Genomic DNA, 19,884 nt, shown 5'->3' on the forward strand with positions numbered 1-19,884 from the left:
GGCGTGCGTACGTGAGGGCCCTGAGTCCGGTCTACCGATCGCCGGGGCCAGCTTGTAAAATAAGGGCGTTCGTTTTTTTTGTCGAGAGAGGCAGGTCTGGTCCGATGGACGAGCCGAAACAGGAACGGGCGGTGAAGACGCGGGAGGCGATCCTGTACGCGGCGGCGGAGGTCTTCGACACCTACGGGTACAGCGGCGCCAGCATCAGCAAGATCATGGAGCGCGCCCAGGTCACGCAGGGAGGGATGTACTTCCACTTCAAGTCCAAGCTGGGACTGGCGCAGGCGGTGCTGGCGCATCAGCAGGAGTTCGTGCACTTCCCGCCCCAGGGTCATGACGGACTGCAGCTTCTCATCGACCTGAACTTCTTCCTCGCTCGCGAACTGCAGACCAACGTGCTGTTCCGGGCGAGCGTCCGACTCGCCGTCGAGCAGGGCGACTTCGGGATGCGGGACGACACGGCGTACCAGGAGTGGGTCGACCAGTTCCACGGGCTGCTGTGCGCAGCGCGTGAAAGGGGCGAACTGCTGCCGGGCGTCGACGAACGGGAGTTCGCGAACGTGCTGGTGGGGGCCTACAGCGGTATCCAGGTGTTCTCCAACGTCGCCTCGGGGCGGGCCGACCTTCATTCGCGGCTCGTTTCGATGTGGCGCTATTTCCTGCCCGCGATCGCAACTCCCCAAGCCATCGCCGAGTTGAGGTTCCCACAGGACGTACAGGAGTTCGCAGCGTGAGACCCACGCGTCTGGTGGTGACGGGAGCCACCGGGTTCATCGGATCGGCCGTCCTGCGGGAGCTGGGGCGGCTGCGCGGCGAGGAGGCGTTCGACCTCGTCGTCCGGGCGGTGGGACGGCGGTTACCCGACGAGCTGTCGGGAGCGGACGAGTGGGCCGACGCCGATCTCGCGGATCCTCGCAGTCTCGCGGGGGTCTGCGACGGGGCGGACGCGGTGCTGCACCTGGCCGCGCTCGTCGACGCCCATGAGTCGCCGTGCGTCGCCGTCAACCAACGAGGGACCGCTGCCCTGATGGACGAGGCCGTGCGCTCCGGGGTGAGCCGGGTGGTGCACCTGTCCACGGCGGCGGTCTACGGCCTCGGGCCGCACCGGGGGATCGCCGTGGACGAGGTCGCGCCGGCTCCCGTGTCCGCTGCGAGCCGGACCCGGCTCGCCGGTGAGGCCCACGCTCTGGCGGCCGGAGCGACTGTCCTGCGGCCCGGCCTCGTGCTCGGGACGGGCGACCGCTGGGCCGTGCCCGCGCTCGTCGAGCTCCTCGACGCGGTCCCCGCCCTGTGGGACGGGGGACGGGCGAAGCTGTCCCTTGTGGCGGTCGAGGACCTGGCCCGGCTGATCGCACACCTCGGGTTGACCGGCGCTCTGCCCGGCGGGCGGATCTGGCACGCCGGCCATCCCGAGCCGGTGCGCCTCGCCGAGCTCGTCGGAGCTCTGGCCCGCGCCGGAATCGTGCCGTCCCCGACACGGGAACTGCCGTTGGACGCCTGCCTGGAACAACTGCGGGCGTCGGGAACCCGCCTGAGCGAGCGACAGTTCCGCCTCTTCGCGCAGGACTTCTGGTTCGACAGCCGTGACCTCTGGCGCGTCTCCGGCTGTCCCGCGGGTCCGGGGCCGCTGGATCGGTTGACCTCGGCCGCGGCATGGTACGGATCCCGGCCGGTGGGCCGGGCGGTCTGACCGAGCACCGCCCGGCCCACCGGACTTTCAGTCCGCCTGCGCGGGGCTTTCCGACGGGCCCGTCTGCCGTGGCACGGCCGGCCCCTCGGCGGAGACGCCCACGAGCGCCAGATGCCAGACACGCTTGAGCTGCGCGACGGCGCTCTCGAACGCCGGGTCCGAACCCATCCGCCTCCGCAGGTATGCCTCGGCTCCGCTCGTCAGATGCTCCACGAGCGTCGTGACGTCCGCGGGCAGCGCGTCCGTGCGAAGTTGGCCGCTTTCGTACGCGCGGTCCAGCAGCCCCCGGACGGTGGGCAGCCAGGCGTCCGACCACGCCTCGGTCCCCGGGCGTTCCCGGCCCAGGCGGATCGTGGCGCGTACCGACGGCTCCTGCTCCATCAGCCGGGTCAGTTCGAGGGTCAGGTCGATCACCATGCGCAACGGCGTCATCGGCTCGGCCGACAGGCGTTCCAGAGCGGTCAGCGTGACCGAACGCCCCTCCTTCTGCACCGCGTCCGCCAGGTGCACCTTCGTGGGGAAATGGAAGGTGACGGCGCCTATCGACATGCCTGCCACCGAGCTGATCCGCGACAGCGACGTCCCGTCGTACCCGTAGAGGTCGAACTCCTCGGATGCCGCTCTGACCAGAACCTTGCGCGTGCGCAAGGCCCTCTCTTGTTTCACCACACCGTCTCCCGAGGAGGGCTCGTCGCCGTCGGACATGTAAGGACGCTGACTCTGGCCCGGCGGCGCACCGTCGGGGTGTCCCGTGAGGAACAGACCTTCCCCCTCCGGTCCAACGCTGTCCTTCCTTCCTCCCGAGGGCAAGGCCGAGTTGCCCAAGATGTCGTCGATCCCCGCAGGTCAGAGGGGTGGGCCGGGCTTCGGGCGCGGAACGCGGCGGAAGCCGACTTGGCGAAGTGCATGCGGCAACTCTCCTGAGTCGCAAAAAAAAGAGGGTGTTCGCTATTATTTTAACCGGGACGGCCGCCCGGGCCGAGAGCAGGGGGAGGGAACAAGCCATGGTCGCGTACGCTCTGACGGCCACTCGCACCTCGGTGCCGGTGTTCGCCGAAAGGATCTTCGAAGGGCTTCCGCGCGTCGATCAGCGTCGTTGGGCCCAGGCCTACGTGCAGGGCCTGTTGACGACTCCGGGGAAGAAGTCGGTGCGCCGCCTCGCGGCCGCCATCTCGCCCGAGCCGGCGGTCTCGCAGTCGCTGCACCAGTTCGTCAACGCCAGCCCGTGGGACTGGATGCCCGTGCGGGCGGAGCTCACCCGCTGGGCCGAGCGCGAGATGACGCCGCGTGCCTGGGTGATCGGCCAGGCCGTCCTGCGCAAGCGGGGCGAGCACTCCTGCGGCGTGCACCGCCGCTTCCTGGCCTCCACCGGCCGCTCGGTCACCTGCCAGGTCGGTACGGGCATGTTCCTCTCCTCGTACGACCAGGCCGTTCCCGTCGACTGGCGCCTGATGCTGCCCGGCTCGTGGGCGAAGGACCCCGAGCGCCGCGCCCGCACCCGCATCCCGGATGACGTCGGCCCCCGTTCCGTCGAGCAGCACGCCCTCGACCTCGTCGACACGGTGGCCGGCGCCAGCCGGACCGCGGCCCTGCCGGTCGTCGCCGACCTGGAGGCGCTCGGCGGCACCAGCGCGACGGCCCTGGTGCACGGACTGGCCCTGCGCGGGCGTGACTTCATGGTCGCCGTCCCGGACAGCCTCCAGGTGGCCGTCGGACGTCACCTTCGGCTGCAGCGTCCTCAGGGCGGCGACGGTCAGGGGCTGGTGCTGGCGGCGCGCAGCCTCTTCGAGTTCGACGCGGGCACGCTGACCCGCGTGGAGAGCGTCGGCCCCTGGGACGGCCGTGGCCGGCACTCCACCGTCATGTCCAGCTTCGTGCGCCTGCCCCATACCGGTCGGGGAGGCGAGCGGATCCACCGCACGTACCGGCTCTTCGCGGTCCGCCCCGACAACGGACGGCGGCCCGTCCAGCTGTGGCTGACCAGCCTCACGCACGCCCGCATGGAGTCGGTGCTCGCCCTGACCCGGACGCTCGAGCACGCGGGGGAGTCGGTGCGGGAGATGTCCGACGACTTCGGCCTGCAGGACTTCGAGGGGCGTTCCTACCCGGGCTGGCACCACCACATGACCCTGGTCTCCGCCGCGTACGCCTACAGCAGTTTCAACCGGCGCCCCGCTCCCACCGGCGGCGGAGAGCGACTGCTGGTCGCCGCCTGAGGGAACCGGGGCGAACCCGGTACGACTTCGCCAACTCGGGTTCCTTCACGCAACCCGCCCCGCCCTAGAGTGGGCGCATGCTGAAGCACACGTACGAGGGACAGGACTGCAGCCTCGCCCGGTCCCTGGAGGTGATCGGCGAGCGCTGGACCCTCCTGATCGTCCGTTCGGCGCTGCTCGGCAGCACCCGTTTCGACGGCTTCCTGTCCCACCTGGACATCGCGCGCAACGTGCTCTCCACCCGCCTGACCCGGCTGGTCGACCACGGGATCATGGAGCGCGTGGCCTACCAGGACAAGCCCGTGCGCTACGAGTACCGGCTCACCCCCGTGGGCCGGGATCTGACCCGGGCCGTCATCGCCCTGATGCAGTGGGGGGACCGCCACCTTCCGCAGGAGCTGGGACCGCCGCGCCGCGCCGACCACATCGGCTGCGACGGCGCCGTCCGCGTCGAGCTGCGGTGCACGCACTGCGGGCGTGCCGTCCACGACGAGGAAGTGGACGTCCGCCGCATCCGCTGACCACCGCACGGGAGCGCAACGGGGAAGATGCCGCCCCGCGCCGGGCCCGCCCACGATGGCAGCCCCCGCCGCCCACGACCGTGGCGGCCCGTACGAGGAGGCGTCCGTGCCCGCACTGGGAACGCTGCGCAGGCTGATCATGGCCCCGTCCCTGGACGACGTGAGTTTCGCCGGGCGGGGCTTCTCGGTGGAAGCGACGGAGCGCACCCGGCAGCTGGAGGCCGTGCCGCAGGCCGTCGTGACCGGCTTCGAGTGGGGCATCGAGGACAAGGACCTGGCGACCACCGAGCGCCGGCTCGCGCTCGTCGACCCGCTCAACCGGGGCTTCGCCTACGAGGGCGCGACCATGGCCTGCGCGATCCGCGACACGATGGGCCCGAAGGGCCACCGCACCGGTGACCTGCTGCGTGGCGGCGGCAGGCCGCACATCTTCCTCAACTACATCGGCATCGGCTTCGCCATGGCCAAGCTGCCCAGGCCGCTGTGGAAGAAGCTCGTCCCCGACCTGACCGAGCCGGAGTTCTACCCGGCGATGAGCTGGCTGTGCGTGGACGGCTACGGCTTCGACCGGGCCTACTTCGACACCGACGCCTGGGTCGGCGAACAGCGGATGGACACCCCGTACGACTGGGACGGCGACGCGTCCTACTGGCAGCGCGCCTTCGACCAGGGCGTCGGCCGCGCGCTGTGGTTCATCCACGGCGGCCACGTCGGCAACGTCTCCGCCGCCGTCCGGGCGTTCGCCGGCGACCGGTGGGCGGACCTGTGGAGCGGCGTCGGTCTGGCCGCCACCTTCGCGGGCGGCACCACCGCCGCGGACCTGGCCGCGCTGCGCGAGGAGGCGGGGGATCTCGCCGGTCACCTGGCGCAGGGAGCGGTCTTCGCCGCCAAGGCGCGGCACCACGCCGGGTTCGTCCCGGAGCACAGCAGCGCCGCCGTGCACGCGTTCACCGGGCGCACCGTCGAAGCCGTGGCCCGCCTCGCCGACGACTGCGCGGCGTCCGCTCCCGAAGCCGCTGTCGGACCCGCCTACGAGGTCTGGCGTGCCAAAGTGCGCACGCAGCTGAGCGCCGCCGTCGTTTGAGCACATCGGGAGTAGACGCCCCTCCCGGGCCCCTGGCTAGATTCGATTCGCTGGGGGATTTCAGGGATTCGAGAGGGGCGGTTTACCGCTGTGTCCAGTGCTTTTGGTGCGCTCCGCCGCAAATTGCTCACGCCTCCTGTTTCCGAGACGACCATGGAAGTGCGTGGATTCCATGTGAAGAACGCGGAGGCAAAGGCGCGGCTTGAATACATCGGGGAGGTGTTCCTCCAGGGGTACGCGTACGCCGTGGAGGCGGGATCGCCCGCCGAGGCGGAGGACCTGCTGGAGACCGTCCCGAGAGACATGCGAGGCTTCGCCTACGAGGGCGCCGGCATGGGCGCGGCGGTGTACGACTCGCTGCCCGGGCACAGCGGCCGTCTGGAGGGACTGCTGGCCGGCAAGGGCCGCGACCACGACTACATGATCTACGTCGGCGTCGGCTGGGCGATGGCCCGCCTGCCGAAGTTCCTGTGGCCCGACATCCGCACCACGGACCCCTTGCTGCGCTGGCTGGCGCTGGACGGCTACGGCTTCCACCAGGCGTACTTCAAGACCGGCGCGTACGTGCGCACCCCGGAGATCCAGCACCCCTTCCGCTGGAACGGGGGACACAACCACTACACGCTCAACGCGGTGGACCAGGGCATCGGCCGCGCGCTGTGGTTCGTCGGCGGCACCGACCCCGACGTCGTCACCCGCCTGATACGCGCCTACCCCGAGCGGCGCCACAGTGACCTGTACGCGGGTGCCGGGCTCGCCTGCGCCTACGCGGGCGGCGTGACCGAGGACGAGCTCGCGCGCTTCGCCGAGGGCGCCGGCGAACACCGCTGGGCGCTCGCCCAGGGATCCGCCTTCGCCACCGAGGCCCGTGTCAAGGCGGGCACGGTCATCGACCACACCCACCTCGCGGCCCGTGTCGTGTGCGGCACGACGGCCGAGCGGGCGTCTCAGGTGTGCCGGGACACCCGGCCCCGGGCGTCCACCGGGGGCGCGTCCCCGGCCTACGAGACATGGCGGCGCGACATCGCCGCGGAACTCGCTTCTCTCTCGCTCATTTCGAAAGGTGCCGACCAGTGACGGTCACAAAGAACTGGCTTCGCAGGAATTCACCGGGAATCGTGGCGCTCGCCCTGATGGTGAGCACGTTCTACGCCGTCCGGCTTCCCGTTTCCTCGGCCGCTGAGATCGACAAGCTGGCGAAGAATTTCGCATTCGAGCCGATGTCCATCGCCATGCCCGCCGGATTCGAGAAGCAGGAAGTCCGGAAGGTCAACAAGGCGTACCAGCACATCGAGGCCTGGATCTCCTCGGTCGGCGCCGGCATCGCCGTCAACGACCTCGACGGCGACGGGCTGGACAACGACCTCTGTGTGAACGACGTACGGATCGACCAGGCCGTCGTCACCCCGGCACCGACGCGCAAGGACAAGTACGCGCCGTTCGCGCTGAACCCGGCGCCGCTCGGCACCAGCAAGACGATGGCCCCGATGGGCTGCATGCCCGGCGACTACAACGAGGACGGCCGCATGGACCTCCTCGTCTACTACTGGGGCCGCACGCCCGTCGTCTTCGTGAACAAGGGCGAGAAGGGGAAGCCGCTGACCGCCGCCTCCTTCACGCCCACCGAGCTGCTGCCCGGCAAGCCCGGCAAGACCTACACCGGTCCGCTGTGGAACTCCAACGCGGCAGCGGTCGCCGACTTCGACGGTGACGGCCACGACGACATCTACATCGGCAACTACTTCCCGGACAGCCCGGTCCTCGACCCGTCCAAGGACGGCGACGTCACCATGAACGCGTCGCTGTCGCACGCCCAGAACGGCGGCGGCGGCCACATCTTCCGCTGGACGAAGGACGGCTACGAGAAGACCGAGGACGCCATCCCGCAGGGCCTGAACAAGGGCTGGTCGCTCGGCGCCTCGGCCGCGGACCTCGACGGCGACCGGCTGCCCGAGCTGTTCCTCGCCCACGACTTCGGCACCTCGGCGCTGCTGTACAACACCTCCACCCCGGGCAAGATCAAGTTCTCCGAGGTCAAGGCCGTGCACAGCGGCACCGTGCCGAAGTCCAAGGAACTGGGCCGCAGCTCCTTCAAGGGCATGGGCGTCGACTTCGGCGACCTGAACCACGACGGCATCTACGACATGTTCGTCAGCAACATCACGACGTCGTTCGGCATCCAGGAGTCCAACTTCGCCTTCATGAGCCAGGCCGACAGCAAGGAAGAGCTGGCCGGCAGGTTCAAGAAGGGCGAGGCCCCGTACAAGGACGACTCCGCCGACCTGGGTCTGGCCTGGTCCGGCTGGGGCTGGGACGTGAAGACGGGCGACTTCGACAACAACGGCGACCTCGAGATCACCCAGGCCCTCGGCTTCGTCAAGGGCAAGAACAACCGCTGGCCGCAGCTCCAGGAGCTCGCCACGGCCAACGACGCCCTCGTCCCCAACCCCCTGTGGTGGCCCAACGTCAAGCACGGTGACGACCTCGCCGGCAGCCAGCGCATGCGCTTCTTCGCCAAGGACCCCGACACCGGCAGGTACCACAACCTCTCCGTCGCCCTCGGCATCGGCGAGCCCGTCCCGACCCGCGGCCTCGCCACCGGCGACGTCGACGGCGACGGCCGTCTCGACCTGGCGGTCGCCCGCCAGTGGGGCGAGCCGCTCTTCCTGCACAACGTCAGCAAGAACACCGGTTCCTACATCGGCCTGAAGCTCACCCACCCGGACGGTTCCCCGGTGGTCGGCGCGGAAGTCTGCGTCGAACTGCCCGACGGCACCAAGCGCGTCGCCCGCCTCGACGGCGGCGGTGGCCACTCGGGCAAGCGCAGCACCGATGTGCACATCGGTCTGGGCAGGGGCGTGAGCGGACCGCTCGACGCCATGGTCACCTGGCGTGACCGCGCCGGTGAGGTCCACGAGCAGAAGCTGAAGCTCACGACGGGCTGGCACAGCCTCGAGCTGGGCACCCAGGTCAAGGAGAAGTGACGATGTCCGCAATGAAGACCGCCGCCCCACGGCACAACCCGAAGGTCACGACGGCCCTGCGCCGCTTCGCGATCTCCATCTCGGTGCTCAACATCTTCGGCTACACCGTTCTCGGCTTCGAGCAGCCCTGGACCTGGCCGTTCATCGCCCTGGCGACCGCCTACAGCCTCGAGATCGTCCTGGAGATCCTCGGCGCCCGCTCCGAGGGCCGCGCGCCGCGCTTCCTGGGCGGCGGGCCCAAGGGCCTGATCGAGTTCCTCTTCCCGGCCCACATCACCGCGCTCGCCGTGAACATGCTGTCGTACGTCAACGACAAGGTGTGGGTCATGGTGTTCGGCGTCATCGTCGCCGTCGGCACCAAGTGGGTGCTGCGCGCCCCGGTCAAGGGCCGCATGCGGCACTTCATGAACCCGTCGAACTTCGGCATCGCCGTCATCCTGGTGCTCTTCCCGTGGGCCTCGATCGCCCCTCCGTACCAGTTCACCGAGTACCTCGACGGCGGCTTCGACTGGCTGGTGCCGGCGATCATCATCAGCCTCGGCACGATGCTCAACGCCAAGCTCACCGAGCGCATGTGGCTGATCCTCGCCTGGGTCGGCGGCTTCGCCCTCCAGGCCATCGTCCGCGGCCTGCTGTTCGACACCTCCATCCCCGCGGGCCTCGCGATGATGACCGGCGTGGCGTTCGTCCTCTTCACGAACTACATGATCACGGACCCCGGCACCACGCCCTCCTCGAAGTGGGGCCAGATCGCCTTCGGCGGCGGTGTCGCCGCCATGTACGGCGTGCTGACCGCGATGAGCATCGCCTACGGCCTGTTCTTCGCCACCGCCCTGGTCTGCGCCGTCCGCGGCGCCTTCCTGTGGACCGCCGACATCGTGGCCAAGAAGCGTGCCGAGGAGGCCCTCGCGCTCGCCGCCGTCACCCGGTCCGTCGGCCAGGCCGACGCCGACCTGGCCGACGCGGCCGCGTGCGCCTGCCCCGAGGGCGCCTGCGCCTGCCCCGCCCCGGCGAACGCCGAGGCCCCGGCCTGCGCCTGCCCCGAGGGCGCCTGCGCCTGCCCCGCCCCGGCGAACGACCAGACCCCCGCGTGCGCCTGCCCCGAGGGCGCCTGCGCCTGCCCCGCCCCGGCGAACGCCGAGGCCGAGACCAAGAAGATTCCGGTGGCCGCATGACCAGGATCGCCATCGTCGGCATGGCCTGCCGCTATCCCGACGCCACGAACCCGAGCGAGCTGTGGGACAACGCCGTCGCCGGACGGCGCGCGTTCCGCCGCCTGCCCGACGTCCGGATGAACCTGGACGACTACTGGGACGCCGACCCGGCCACCCCCGACACCTTCTACGCCCGCAACGCCGCAGTCATCGAGGGCTACGAGTTCGACCGGATCGCCCACAAGATCGCGGGCAGCACCTTTCGCTCGACCGACCTCACGCACTGGCTCGCCCTGGACACCGCGGGCCGGGCGCTCGCCGACGCCGGATTCCCCGGCGGCGAGGGCCTGCCGCACGAGCGCACCGGCGTCGTCGTCGGCAACACCCTGACGGGTGAGTTCTCCCGCGCCAACGTGATGCGGCTGCGCTGGCCGTACGTGCGCCGGGTGATGTCCGCCGCCCTCAAGGACCAGGACATCTGGGACGACGAGCGCATCGCGGAGTTCCTGGACGACGTCGAGGTCGCGTACAAGGAGCCGTTCCCGGCCATCGACGAGGACACCCTCGCCGGCGGACTGGCCAACACCATCGCCGGCCGGATCTGCAACCACTTCGACCTCAACGGCGGCGGTTACACCGTCGACGGCGCCTGCTCCTCCTCGCTGCTGTCGGTCACCACCGCCGGCACCGCGCTGATCAACGGCGACCTCGACGTCGCCGTCGCCGGCGGCGTGGACCTGTCGATCGACCCCTTCGAGATCATCGGCTTCGCCAAGACCGGTGCCCTCGCCAAGGGCGAGATGAAGCTCTACGACCGCGGCTCCAACGGCTTCTGGCCCGGCGAGGGCTGCGGCATGATCGTCATGATGCGCGAGGAGGACGCCCTCGCGGCGGGTCACCGCATCTACGCGACCATCGCCGGATGGGGCGTCTCCTCCGACGGCCAGGGCGGCATCACCCGCCCCGAGGTGAGCGGCTACCAGCTCGCGCTCAAGCGGGCGTACGAGAAGGCCGGCTTCGGCATCGAGACCGTCGGCCTCTTCGAGGGCCACGGCACCGGCACCGCCGTCGGCGACGCCACCGAGCTCAGGGCCCTCATGGGCGCGCGCAAGGAAGCCGACCCCGACGCCCCGGCCGCCGCCATCACGTCCATCAAGGGCATGATCGGCCACACCAAGGCCGCCGCCGGCGTGGCCGGTCTGATCAAGGCGGCCCTGGCCGTCGACAACCAGACCCTCCCGCCGGCCATCGGCACCACCGACCCGCACGAGCTGCTCGCCGACGAGAAGGCCAACCTCAAGGCCCTGCGCAAGGCCGAGGCATGGCCCGAGGGAACGCCCCGACGGGCCGGCATCACCGCCATGGGCTTCGGCGGCATCAACACCCACGTCGTTCTCGACGAGCCGGCCTCCCGGCGGCGCACGGCCCCCGGCCGCCGCTCCGCCGACCTGGCCCACTCGCTCCAGGACGCCGAACTGCTCGTCGTCGACGGCGACTCGCCGAAGGCGCTGCGCGCCCGGCTCGCCGAAGTCGCCGCCTTCGTCGCGAAGGTCTCCTACGGCCAGGTCGCCGACCTCGCCGCCACCCTCCAGCGCGAACTGCGCGGCCTGCCGCACCGCGCGGCGGTCGTCGTCACCTCCCCGGAGGACGCCGAGCGCCGCCTGACGCACCTGGCCGACCTCCTGGAGGCCGGCGAGAACGCCTACACCGCCGCCGACGGCCGCAGTTTCCTCGGCAGGGTCACCGGCCGCGCCCGGGTCGGCTTCCTCTTCCCCGGCCAGGGCTCCGGACACGGCACCGGGGGAGGCGCGCTGCGCCGCCGCTTCCCCGAGGCCGCCGAGGTCTTCGACCGGGCCGCGCTGCCCGCCACCGGCGACATGGTCGCCACCGACGTGGCGCAGCCGCGCATCGCCACCGGCTCGGCCGCCGGCCTGCGGGTCCTCGACTCGCTGCGCCTGGAGGCCACCGTCGCCGTCGGGCACAGCCTCGGCGAACTGTCCGCACTGCACTGGGCGGGGGCCCTCGACGAGGAGACCCTCCTCCAGGCCGCGCGGGTGCGCGGCCGGGCCATGGCCGAGCACAGCGCCTCCGGCACCATGGCCTCCCTCGGTGCCAAGCCGGAGCGGGCCGAGGAGCTCGTCTCCGGCCTCGGTGCCGTCATCGCCGGCTACAACGGTCCCGAGCAGACGGTCGTCGCCGGTTCGGTCGAGGACATCGAGGAAGTGCAGCGTCGGGCGGAGCGGACGGAGATCCCCTGCACCCGGCTGAACGTGTCGCACGCCTTCCACTCGCCGCTGGTCGCCGACTCCGCCGCGTCCTTCGGGGCCTGGCTCGACACCGCGGACCTCGGTGCCCCCGTCGGCCGGGTCTTCTCCACGGTCACCGGCGAGGAGCTCGCCCCGCGTACGGACCTGCCCGCGCTCCTGCGCGACCAGATCACCGGTCCCGTCCGCTTCACCCAGGCGGTGAGCGAGGCGGCCCGCCACGTCGACCTGTTCGTCGAGGTGGGCCCCGGCCGGGTGCTCAGCGGCCTCGCCCGGGCCACCACCGGCGTTCCGGTCGTCGCGCTCAACACCGACGACGAGTCGCTGCGCAGCCTCCTCCAGGTCGCCGGTGCCGCGTTCGTCGCGGGCGCGCCCGTGGCCCTCGAACGGCTCTTCCAGGACCGGCTGATCCGGCCCCTGGAGGTCGGCCAGGAGTTCTCCTTCTTCGCCAACCCCACCGAGCAGGCGCCGCGTGACGTGCCGCCGGCCGAGCGCCGGCCGCGTCCTGCCGTCGCCGCCGCGGCTCCGAAGGCGAAGCGGGCTCCGGAGCCCGAGAAGGCCGCGGTCGCCCAGGAGGCGCCCGGCGCCGGGCCGGCCGAGGCCGCCCTCGGCGACGCGGAGGTTCCCGACGTGCTCGACGTGCTGCGCACGCTCGTCGCCGAACGCGCCGAGCTGCCGGCCGAGCTCGTCGACCCGGACAGCAGGCTCCTGGACGACCTGCACATGAGCTCCATCACCGTCGGGCAGATCGTCAACCAGGCTGCGTCCCGCCTCGGGATCGCCGCCGCCCAGGTGCCGACCAACTTCGCCACCGCCACCCTCGCCGAACTGGCCGAGGCGCTGGAGACCCTCATCAGCACCGGAGGCGTCGAGGAGCCCACCGCCCCCGTCGTCGCCGGCGCTGCCCCCTGGGCCCGGCCGTTCGGCGTCGACCTCGACGAGGTCGCCCGGCCGTACGCCGTGCCCGACGGCACCGACGGCGCCTGGGAGCTCTTCGGCTCCGAGGGCCACCCGTACGCCGAGCGGCTGCGCGCCGCGCTGGCGACCTCCGGTCTCGGTGCCGGCGTCCTGGCCGTCCTGGCCAAGGACTGCCCGCGGCAGGAGGTCGAGCGGGTGCTCGCCGCCGCCAAGAGCGCGCTGGCGGGCGACCGCACACGGCGCTTCGTCCTCGTCCAGGACGGGCGCGGCGCGGCGGGCCTCGCCAAGACCCTCCACCTGGAGGCTCCGCACCTGCGCACGACCGTCGTGCACACCCCCGCGGTCGAGGACGTGGTCGAGCGGATCGTGGCCGAGGTGGCCGCGACCAACCGCTTCGCCGAGGTCCACTACGACGAGGCGGGCGTGCGCCGGGTGCCGACGCTGCGGGCGCTGCCCGTGGAGCCGGAGCGCACCGACGCACCGCTCACCGACTCCGACGTCCTGCTCGTGACCGGCGGCGGCAAGGGCATCTCCGCCGAGTGCGCCCTGGCCGTGGCCCAGAAGACCGGCGCCAAGCTGGCCGTCCTCGGCCGCTCCGACCCGGCCCAGGACCGCGAACTCGCCGAGAACCTCGACCGGATGCGGGACAGCGGCGTCGGCGTGCACTACGCCCGCGCCGACGTCACCGTCCCCGAGCAGGTCGCGGCCGCCGTCGCGGAGCTGCGCGAGGCCCTCGGCCCGATCACCGGTCTGCTGCACGGCGCCGGCCGCAATGAGCCGGGCGCGCTGACCGCCCTCACGCCCGAGGACTTCGACAAGACCTTCGGCCCCAAGGTCGACGGCCTCGCCACCGTCCTCGACGCCGTGGGCGCCGGCGAGCTCAAGCTGCTCGTCACCTTCGGCAGCATCATCGGCCGCGCGGGACTGCGCGGCGAGGCACACTACGCCACCGCCAACGAGTGGCTCGCGGACCTCACCGAGGACGTCGCCCGCACCCACCCGAACGTCCGCGCCCGCTGCATGGAGTGGTCGGTCTGGTCCGGCGTCGGCATGGGCGAGAAGCTCTCGGTCGTCGAGTCGCTGTCCCGCGAGGGCATCGTCCCGGTCTCCCCGGACCAGGGCGTGGAGATCCTGCTGCGCCTCATCGAGGACCCCGACGCCCCCGTCGTCACGGTCATCAGCGGCCGTACCGAGGGCATCGACACCGTCCGCCGCGACCTTCCCGAGCTGCCGCTGCTCCGCTTCACCGGCAACCCGCTGGTGCGCTACCACGGCGTCGAGCTGGTCACCGAGGTCGAGCTGAACGCGGGCACCGACCCGTACCTGGCCGACCACCTGCTCGACGGCAACCTGCTGCTGCCCGCCGTCATCGGCATGGAGGCCATGACCCAGGTCGCCTCCGCGGTCACCGGCCGCACCGGCACCGCCCCGGTCATCGAGGGCGCCAAGTTCCTGCGGCCCATCGTCGTGCCGCCGAACGGCAGCACCCGGATCCGGATCGCGGCGACCGTCACCGCGACCGACACCGTCGACGTGGCCATCCACGCCGAGGACACCGGATTCGTCGCCGAGCACTTCCGGGCGCGCCTGGTCTTCTCCGGTGTTCCCGCGCAGGACGGGCCGCCGCTCCAGGTCCCGGACGACACCCCGGTCGTCCCGCTGGACCCGGCCGCCGACCTGTACGGCAGCGTCCTGTTCCAGGGGGCCCGCTTCCAGCGGCTGCGCCGCTTCCACCGGGCCGCGGCCCGTCACGTGGACGCCGAGGTCGCCGTCCAGCAGCGGCCGGAGGGCTGGTTCGCCGGCTTCCTGCCCGGCGAACTGCTGCTCGCCGACCCGGGCATGCGCGACGCGCTCATGCACGGCAACCAGGTGTGCGTCCCGGACGCCACGCTGCTGCCCTCGGGAGTGGAGCGGATCCACACCCTCGGCTCCGGCGACCACGTCCCCGACCGACTGCGGTACACCGCGGTCGAGCGCAGCCGCGACGGCGACACGTACGTGTACGACATCGCGGTCCGCGACGAGGACGGCACCGTCGTCGAACGCTGGGACGGCCTGACCCTGCACGCGGTACGCAAGACCGACGGGTCCGGCCCGTGGGTCGCCCCGCTGCTCGGGCCGTACCTGGAGCGCTCGCTGGAGGACGTCGTCGGCAGCCGCGTCGCGGTCGCCGTCGAGCCGCACGGGGACGCCCCCGCCGGCTCGGTCGCCCAGCGGCGCGGCTTCACGGCCGACGCCGCCGCACGGGCGCTCGGCAGCCCGGTCGCGGTCCGGCACCGCCCGGACGGGCGTCCCGAGCTGGAGCCCGGCCGGCACATGTCGATGTCGGCGGCGCACGGCCTGGGGGTCACCCTCAGCGCCGTCTCCGACACCGAGGTGGCCTGTGACATCGAGGCGGTCAGCATGCGCTCGGCCCACGAGTGGCGCGGGCTGCTCGGGGACCACGCGCCCGTCGCGGAGCTGGTCGCCAAGGAGACGGGGGAGGCGCCGGACACCGCCGCCACCCGGGTGTGGGGTGCCGTGGAGTGCCTGCGGAAGGCCGGCATCATGGCCGGCGCGCCGCTGACGGTGCTGCCGCGCCGCAAGGACGCGTGGGTGGTCTTCGCCGCCGGCGACCTGCGGATCGCGACCTTCGTCACCGCACTGCGCGATGCCCTGGAGCCCGCCGTCTTCGCGTTCCTCACCCACGAAACGCCTCTCGCCGAAGGGCGGTCCTAGATCATGGCGGACGACTACTTCGAGTACCGGCACACCGTCGGCTTCGAGGAGACCAACCTCGTCGGCAACGTGTACTACGTGAACTACCTGCGCTGGCAGGGCAGGTGCCGGGAGCTGTTCCTCCAGCAGAAGGCGCCGGACGTGCTGGCCGAGGTGCAGGACGACCTCAAGCTGTTCACGCTGAAGGTGGACTGCGAGTTCTTCGCCGAGATCACCGCCTTCGACGAGCTGTCCATCCGGATGCGGCTGTCCGAACTGGGTCAGACCCAGCTCGAGTTCACCTTCGACTACGTCAAGGTGACCGGGGGCGCCGAGGTGCTGATCGCCCGCGGCCGTCAGCGGATCGCCTGCATGCGCGGACCGAACACCAACACCGTTCCGTCGCGCATCCCCGACGGCCTGGCCCGCGCCCTGGAGCCGTACAGCACCCAGGGTCCAGTACCGGCCGGGCGGACCGCGTGAGCACCCTGGCCGCCGCGCCGCCGCGGGACGCCGTCACCGGCGATCCCGCTGCGCTGCGGCGGGCCCTCGGGTCCTTCGCCACCGGCGTGACCGTCGTGACCGTCGGCGGAGCCTCGCCGCGGGGCATGACCGCCAACTCCTTCACCTCGGTCTCCCTGGACCCGGCCCTCGTGCTCCTGTGCGTCGGCAAGGACGCGGTGATGAACCGCGTCCTCACCGAGGCCGACACCTTCGCGGTGTCGGTCCTCGGCGACGGCCAGGAGGACGTGGCCCGGCACTTCGCCGACCGCTCCCGGCCGCCGGGCGCCGCCCAGTTCGACGCCGTCGACTGGCTGCCCGGCGAGGCCGCCGCCGCCCCCCTGATCGCGGGGGCGGCGGCCCACTTCGAGTGCGCCCGGTGGCGCACCTACGACGGCGGCGACCACACGATCCACGTCGGCCGTGTGCTCGCCCTGGACGCCCTGCCCGGCCGCGAGCCGCTGGTGTTCCACGGCGGTCGCTTCCGCCGGCTCGCCCCGGCACCGCGAGGAGGCCGCCCATGAGGGTCCACCCGCCGGGCCCGCCCGTATGGGCGCTGCCCGGACTGCTGCGCAAGCTGGCGGTCGACCGGCTCGGCATGATGCGGGACGCCGCCGAACTCTCCGACGCCGTGCGCGTCTCCATGGGCCCCAAGAAGCTGTACATCTTCAACCGGCCCGACTACGCCAAGCACGTGCTGGCCGACAACGCCGCCAACTACCACAAGGGCATCGGCCTGGTGGAGTCCCGCAAGGTCCTCGGCGACGGGCTGCTGACCAGCGAGGGCGACCTGTGGCGCGCCCAGCGCCGCAACGTGCAGCCCGCGTTCAAGCCGGGCCGGATCGCCGCCCAGGCCGGAGCCGTGGCCGAGGAGGCCGGCCGGCTGGTGGACCTGCTGCGGCAACGCGCCGGGGACACGCCCGTCGACGTCCTGCAGGAGGTCACCGGACTCACCCTCGGTGTCCTGGGCCGCACCCTCATGGACACCTCCCTGGAGGGACACGGCGGCATCGAGCACGCCTTCGAAGCCGTCCAGGACCAGGCCATGTTCGACATGGTCACGCAGGGCCTGGTGCCGACCTGGGTGCCCTTCGGCACCCAGCGGCGGTTCCGCGCGGCACGCCGGGACCTGACCCGGATCGTCGACGCGCTGGTGGCCGACCGCAGCGCCCGCCTGCGCGACGGGGACGGGGCCGACGACGCGTTCGCCCGGATGATCCTCGCCGCCCGCGAGCGCGAGGACCCGGCACTCGGCCGCCGCCTCCTCCAGGAGGAGCTGGTCACGCTGCTGCTGGCCGGGCACGAGACGACCGCGAGCACCCTCGGCTGGACCCTGCTGCTGCTCGCCCGCCACCCGCACGTCCGTGACCTGGTGCGCGAGGAGACCCGCGCCGTGCTGGCCGGAGGCCGCCTTCCGGAGGCCGACGACCTGCACAAGCTGACGTACACGACGCAGGTCGTCCAGGAGGCGATGCGGCTGTACCCGCCCGTGTGGATCCTGCCCCGGATCGCCCAGGCACCCGACGAGGTCGGCGGGTTCACCGTGCCGGCCAAGGCCGACGTGCTGGTGTGCCCGTACACGATGCACCGCCATCCGCACCTCTGGGACGACCCGGAGCGGTTCGACCCGGGCCGCTTCGAACCGTCGAGGGTCGCCAACCGGCCCCGGTACGCGTACATCCCCTTCGGCGCGGGACCGCGGTTCTGCGTCGGCAGCAACCTCGGGATGATGGAGGCGGTCTTCGTCACCGCGCTCGTCACCCGCGACCTCGACCTGACCGTGGTGCCCGGCCACGAGGCGGTCGCCGAGCCGATGATGTCGCTGCGGATGCGGGGCGGCCTGCCGATGACGATCCGGTCGGCGGACTGACCGCCGTCCCACCGCGTCTGCGCACGACCGCACGAAGCAGGCCGGTCACGGTGGAAACCCGTGGCCGGCCTGCTTCGTGTCTCCTCGTCGCCGTACGGCCCGTCAGCCGGCCAGGCGCTCCAGGGCGTTGGTGCGCAGATCGAGCAGGGCCAGGAGGATCGGCGGGTCCATGTCGTTCAGCGGACGCAGGGTGATCTCCGCGGGCAGCAACAGGGTGTCGGCATGCGCGGTCACCGGTCCGTAACTGCCGACGGAGACGGCGTCCTCGGCGCCGGCGCCGGCGACCAGGTGCTCGTAGCCGTACGGAACGGAGTGCACGAGCACGTGCCACGTACCGGCCGGGATGTTGCGCAGCTCGAAGGTGCCGGGACCGTCCAGGACGGTGCAGCGCACCGGCTGGCCCTGCGGGACCGGGGTCGGGAACAGCCCGAGGAAGCAGTTGCCGGGAGCGCGGTCCTCGGGAAAGCTGACCCGGCCGCGCAGGCTGCTGCGCGTGAGGACCTGGTTTTCCGTGGAGTCCGTTTCGATGGCGGAGGTGAATCCGCCGAGATCACGGAACATGCTCGGCGAAACGCCGACGCATGACTTGAAACGCGAACTGAAGGTTCCGACGCTGCTGTATCCGACCTGGCTGCTGATATCGGCGACGCTGAATCTCGTGTCGACCAGGAGACGCTTCGCCTCCTGAAGTCGCAGCGCGGAAAGAAAACGCCCGGGAGAGGTTCCGGTTACATCACGGAACGCACGAGTGAAATGAAATTTGCTGAACATGGCGGTACGCGCCATGTCGTCGATCGTCAGATCCTGACCGAGATTGGCGCGCATGTCTTGGATCACCCTGCGGACCGCACGCTCGATGGCGGTGGAGGTCACCGATTCTCCCTGTCGTTGTTGACGATGCCCTGATGCCGTCAGCGGGAACGCGTGACGGGTCGTGGTGGGGTGGTGGCGGGCGCCATGTCGGTCAGGCGCCGACTGCTCAGGTCCTCGGCGAACCTGCGCCAGGTCTGGGAGCACTGCAGGGCGAGTTCGGCCACGGTGGCGGTGCAGTGCGGCGGGACGGCCTCCAGCTGCTGGCGCCAGGAGTCGTCCACCAGGAAGTGCGTGTGCAGCCAGCGCAGGAAGTGCCGGCCCGACTCGGAGTGGCGCAGCGAGGGGTCGCCGGAGAGCTTGCGCAGCGTCTCCAGCGACGTCCGGGTCCGGCCCGCGCCCTGCGGGCCGGGGCTCTGAGGACCGGGCTGCCGGGGTGCGACGTGCGGCGCGGGCAGGTCCGGGGGGTCGACGGTCGGCGCGAGGGCGGCGGGTCCCGCGGGCGCCTGGCCGGAGGCCGGGAGCGAGGGTTCGGCGGCGGCTGCCGGGGTGCGTCGCCCGGGCACGGGGGCCTCGCCGCGCAGCAGGCGCTGCCGCACGTCGTGGGCGGTGCCGAGAGACAGCCCGGTCTCCTTGACGATGGCCCGCAGCGGCAGGTCGGGGCGGCTGGCCATGAGCCGCGCGGCGTGCAGCCGTTCGGCGGTGCGGTCCAGCGGGTGGGGCTTGCCGTCGCTGCCGATTCTGGTGTTCGACCGTGCCGCGTCCTCGGTTGAACGGCGGCGCACCGCCGCGACCGTCTTGGCGTCCAGGCCGGTGTAGCCGGCCACGGCGCGATCGGAGAGGTCGGTGTGCGAGCGCAGGATGCGGGCGGCCGCGGCCTTGCGGTCGGTGACTGGCAGGGGCAGGCCATGGCCCGTGTTGGCGGCCACGGCGCGAAGGAACACGTCCTGCTCGGGGCCGTCGAAGTAGTGCGCCTCGATGGTGTCCGCGCCCTTGAGCAGGGCCGCGGCGACCCTGTGGGCTCCGTCGACGACGCGCATGGTCGGGCGGTGGACGAGGATCGGCGGCAGGGACGTGTGCGTTTCGGCGAGCCGCTGCACATGCTTCTCGTCGAGTCCGTTCAAACGCGGGGAATCCGCCGGGAGAAGAGCATCTATACGGACCCGGTGAGTGAG

15 protein-coding genes are annotated in these 19,884 nt (G+C 71.7%); 12 read left to right on the forward strand and 3 right to left on the reverse strand.

Annotation, left to right across the window (positions count from 1 at the left end):
* Positions 1-104 precede the first annotated feature (104 nt).
* Together K7G60_RS12230 and K7G60_RS12235 are read left to right on the forward strand one after the other, a co-directional pair.
* Positions 105-734 (forward strand): ScbR family autoregulator-binding transcription factor, encoded by a 630-nt coding sequence (locus K7G60_RS12230; RefSeq protein WP_225800875.1) that lies wholly within the window; start codon positions 105-107, stop codon positions 732-734.
* Positions 731-1,690 (forward strand): NAD(P)-dependent oxidoreductase, encoded by a 960-nt coding sequence (locus K7G60_RS12235; RefSeq protein ID WP_225800876.1) that lies wholly within the window; start codon positions 731-733, stop codon positions 1,688-1,690. The genes K7G60_RS12230 and K7G60_RS12235 overlap by 4 nt, the downstream gene beginning before the upstream one ends.
* A 27-nt stretch (positions 1,691-1,717) precedes the next feature.
* Here the strand turns inward: K7G60_RS12235 and K7G60_RS12240 are convergent, their stop codons facing one another.
* The gene (locus K7G60_RS12240) at positions 1,718-2,338 is read right to left on the reverse strand and encodes a TetR/AcrR family transcriptional regulator (protein ID WP_225800947.1); all 621 of its coding nucleotides are present in this window, start codon (positions 2,336-2,338) and stop codon (positions 1,718-1,720) included.
* A 356-nt stretch (positions 2,339-2,694) separates the two neighbouring features.
* Here K7G60_RS12240 and K7G60_RS12245 point away from each other — a divergent pair, with 356 nt between their 5' ends.
* From K7G60_RS12245 to K7G60_RS12290, 10 genes are all read left to right on the forward strand, one after another.
* Positions 2,695-3,906: a transposase gene (locus tag K7G60_RS12245; RefSeq protein WP_225800877.1), complete on the forward strand. Its 1,212-nt coding sequence runs from the start codon at positions 2,695-2,697 to the stop codon at positions 3,904-3,906.
* Positions 3,907-3,983: 77 nt separating this feature from the next.
* Positions 3,984-4,427 (forward strand): helix-turn-helix domain-containing protein, encoded by a 444-nt coding sequence (locus tag K7G60_RS12250; RefSeq protein ID WP_225800878.1) that lies wholly within the window; start codon positions 3,984-3,986, stop codon positions 4,425-4,427.
* A gap of 106 nt (positions 4,428-4,533) precedes the next feature.
* Positions 4,534-5,511, forward strand: coding sequence for a DUF1702 family protein (locus tag K7G60_RS12255; RefSeq protein ID WP_225800879.1), 978 nt, complete (start codon positions 4,534-4,536; stop codon positions 5,509-5,511).
* A 90-nt stretch (positions 5,512-5,601) separates the two neighbouring features.
* Entirely contained in the window at positions 5,602-6,588 is a 987-nt protein-coding gene (locus K7G60_RS12260; RefSeq protein ID WP_225800880.1) for a DUF1702 family protein, read from the forward strand.
* Between the two features lie 56 nt (positions 6,589-6,644).
* Positions 6,645-8,495: a CRTAC1 family protein gene (locus tag K7G60_RS12265; protein ID WP_225800948.1), complete on the forward strand. Its 1,851-nt coding sequence runs from the start codon at positions 6,645-6,647 to the stop codon at positions 8,493-8,495.
* Between the two features lie 2 nt (positions 8,496-8,497).
* On the forward strand, positions 8,498-9,670 hold the full coding sequence (locus K7G60_RS12270; RefSeq protein WP_225800881.1) for an enediyne biosynthesis protein: 1,173 nt from the start codon (positions 8,498-8,500) through the stop codon (positions 9,668-9,670).
* Positions 9,667-15,549, forward strand: coding sequence for a type I polyketide synthase (locus tag K7G60_RS12275; protein ID WP_225800882.1), 5,883 nt, complete (start codon positions 9,667-9,669; stop codon positions 15,547-15,549). Before K7G60_RS12270 ends, K7G60_RS12275 begins: the two co-directional genes overlap by 4 nt.
* 3 nt (positions 15,550-15,552) lie before the next feature.
* The gene (locus K7G60_RS12280) at positions 15,553-16,011 is read left to right on the forward strand and encodes a thioesterase family protein (RefSeq protein WP_225800883.1); all 459 of its coding nucleotides are present in this window, start codon (positions 15,553-15,555) and stop codon (positions 16,009-16,011) included.
* On the forward strand, positions 16,008-16,553 hold the full coding sequence (locus K7G60_RS12285) for a flavin reductase family protein (RefSeq protein WP_225800884.1): 546 nt from the start codon (positions 16,008-16,010) through the stop codon (positions 16,551-16,553). Before K7G60_RS12280 ends, K7G60_RS12285 begins: the two co-directional genes overlap by 4 nt.
* Complete coding sequence (locus K7G60_RS12290; RefSeq protein ID WP_225800885.1) at positions 16,550-17,899, forward strand: cytochrome P450; 1,350 nt, start codon at positions 16,550-16,552, stop codon at positions 17,897-17,899. Before K7G60_RS12285 ends, K7G60_RS12290 begins: the two co-directional genes overlap by 4 nt.
* 102 nt (positions 17,900-18,001) lie before the next feature.
* Here K7G60_RS12290 and K7G60_RS12295 read toward each other — a convergent pair whose 3' ends face one another.
* Together K7G60_RS12295 and K7G60_RS12300 are read right to left on the reverse strand one after the other, a co-directional pair.
* Positions 18,002-18,772 carry a helix-turn-helix domain-containing protein gene (locus tag K7G60_RS12295; protein WP_225800886.1) on the reverse strand — a complete coding sequence of 257 codons (771 nt, stop codon included), beginning with the start codon at positions 18,770-18,772 and terminating at the stop codon, positions 18,002-18,004.
* Positions 18,773-18,810: 38 nt separating this feature from the next.
* Entirely contained in the window at positions 18,811-19,833 is a 1,023-nt protein-coding gene (locus K7G60_RS12300) for a transcriptional regulator (RefSeq protein ID WP_308080858.1), read from the reverse strand.
* Positions 19,834-19,884 lie beyond the last annotated feature (51 nt).

Origin of the sequence: Streptomyces sp. NK15101 (assembly GCF_020400725.1) — a bacterium.
Taxonomy (GTDB): domain Bacteria; phylum Actinomycetota; class Actinomycetes; order Streptomycetales; family Streptomycetaceae; genus Streptomyces.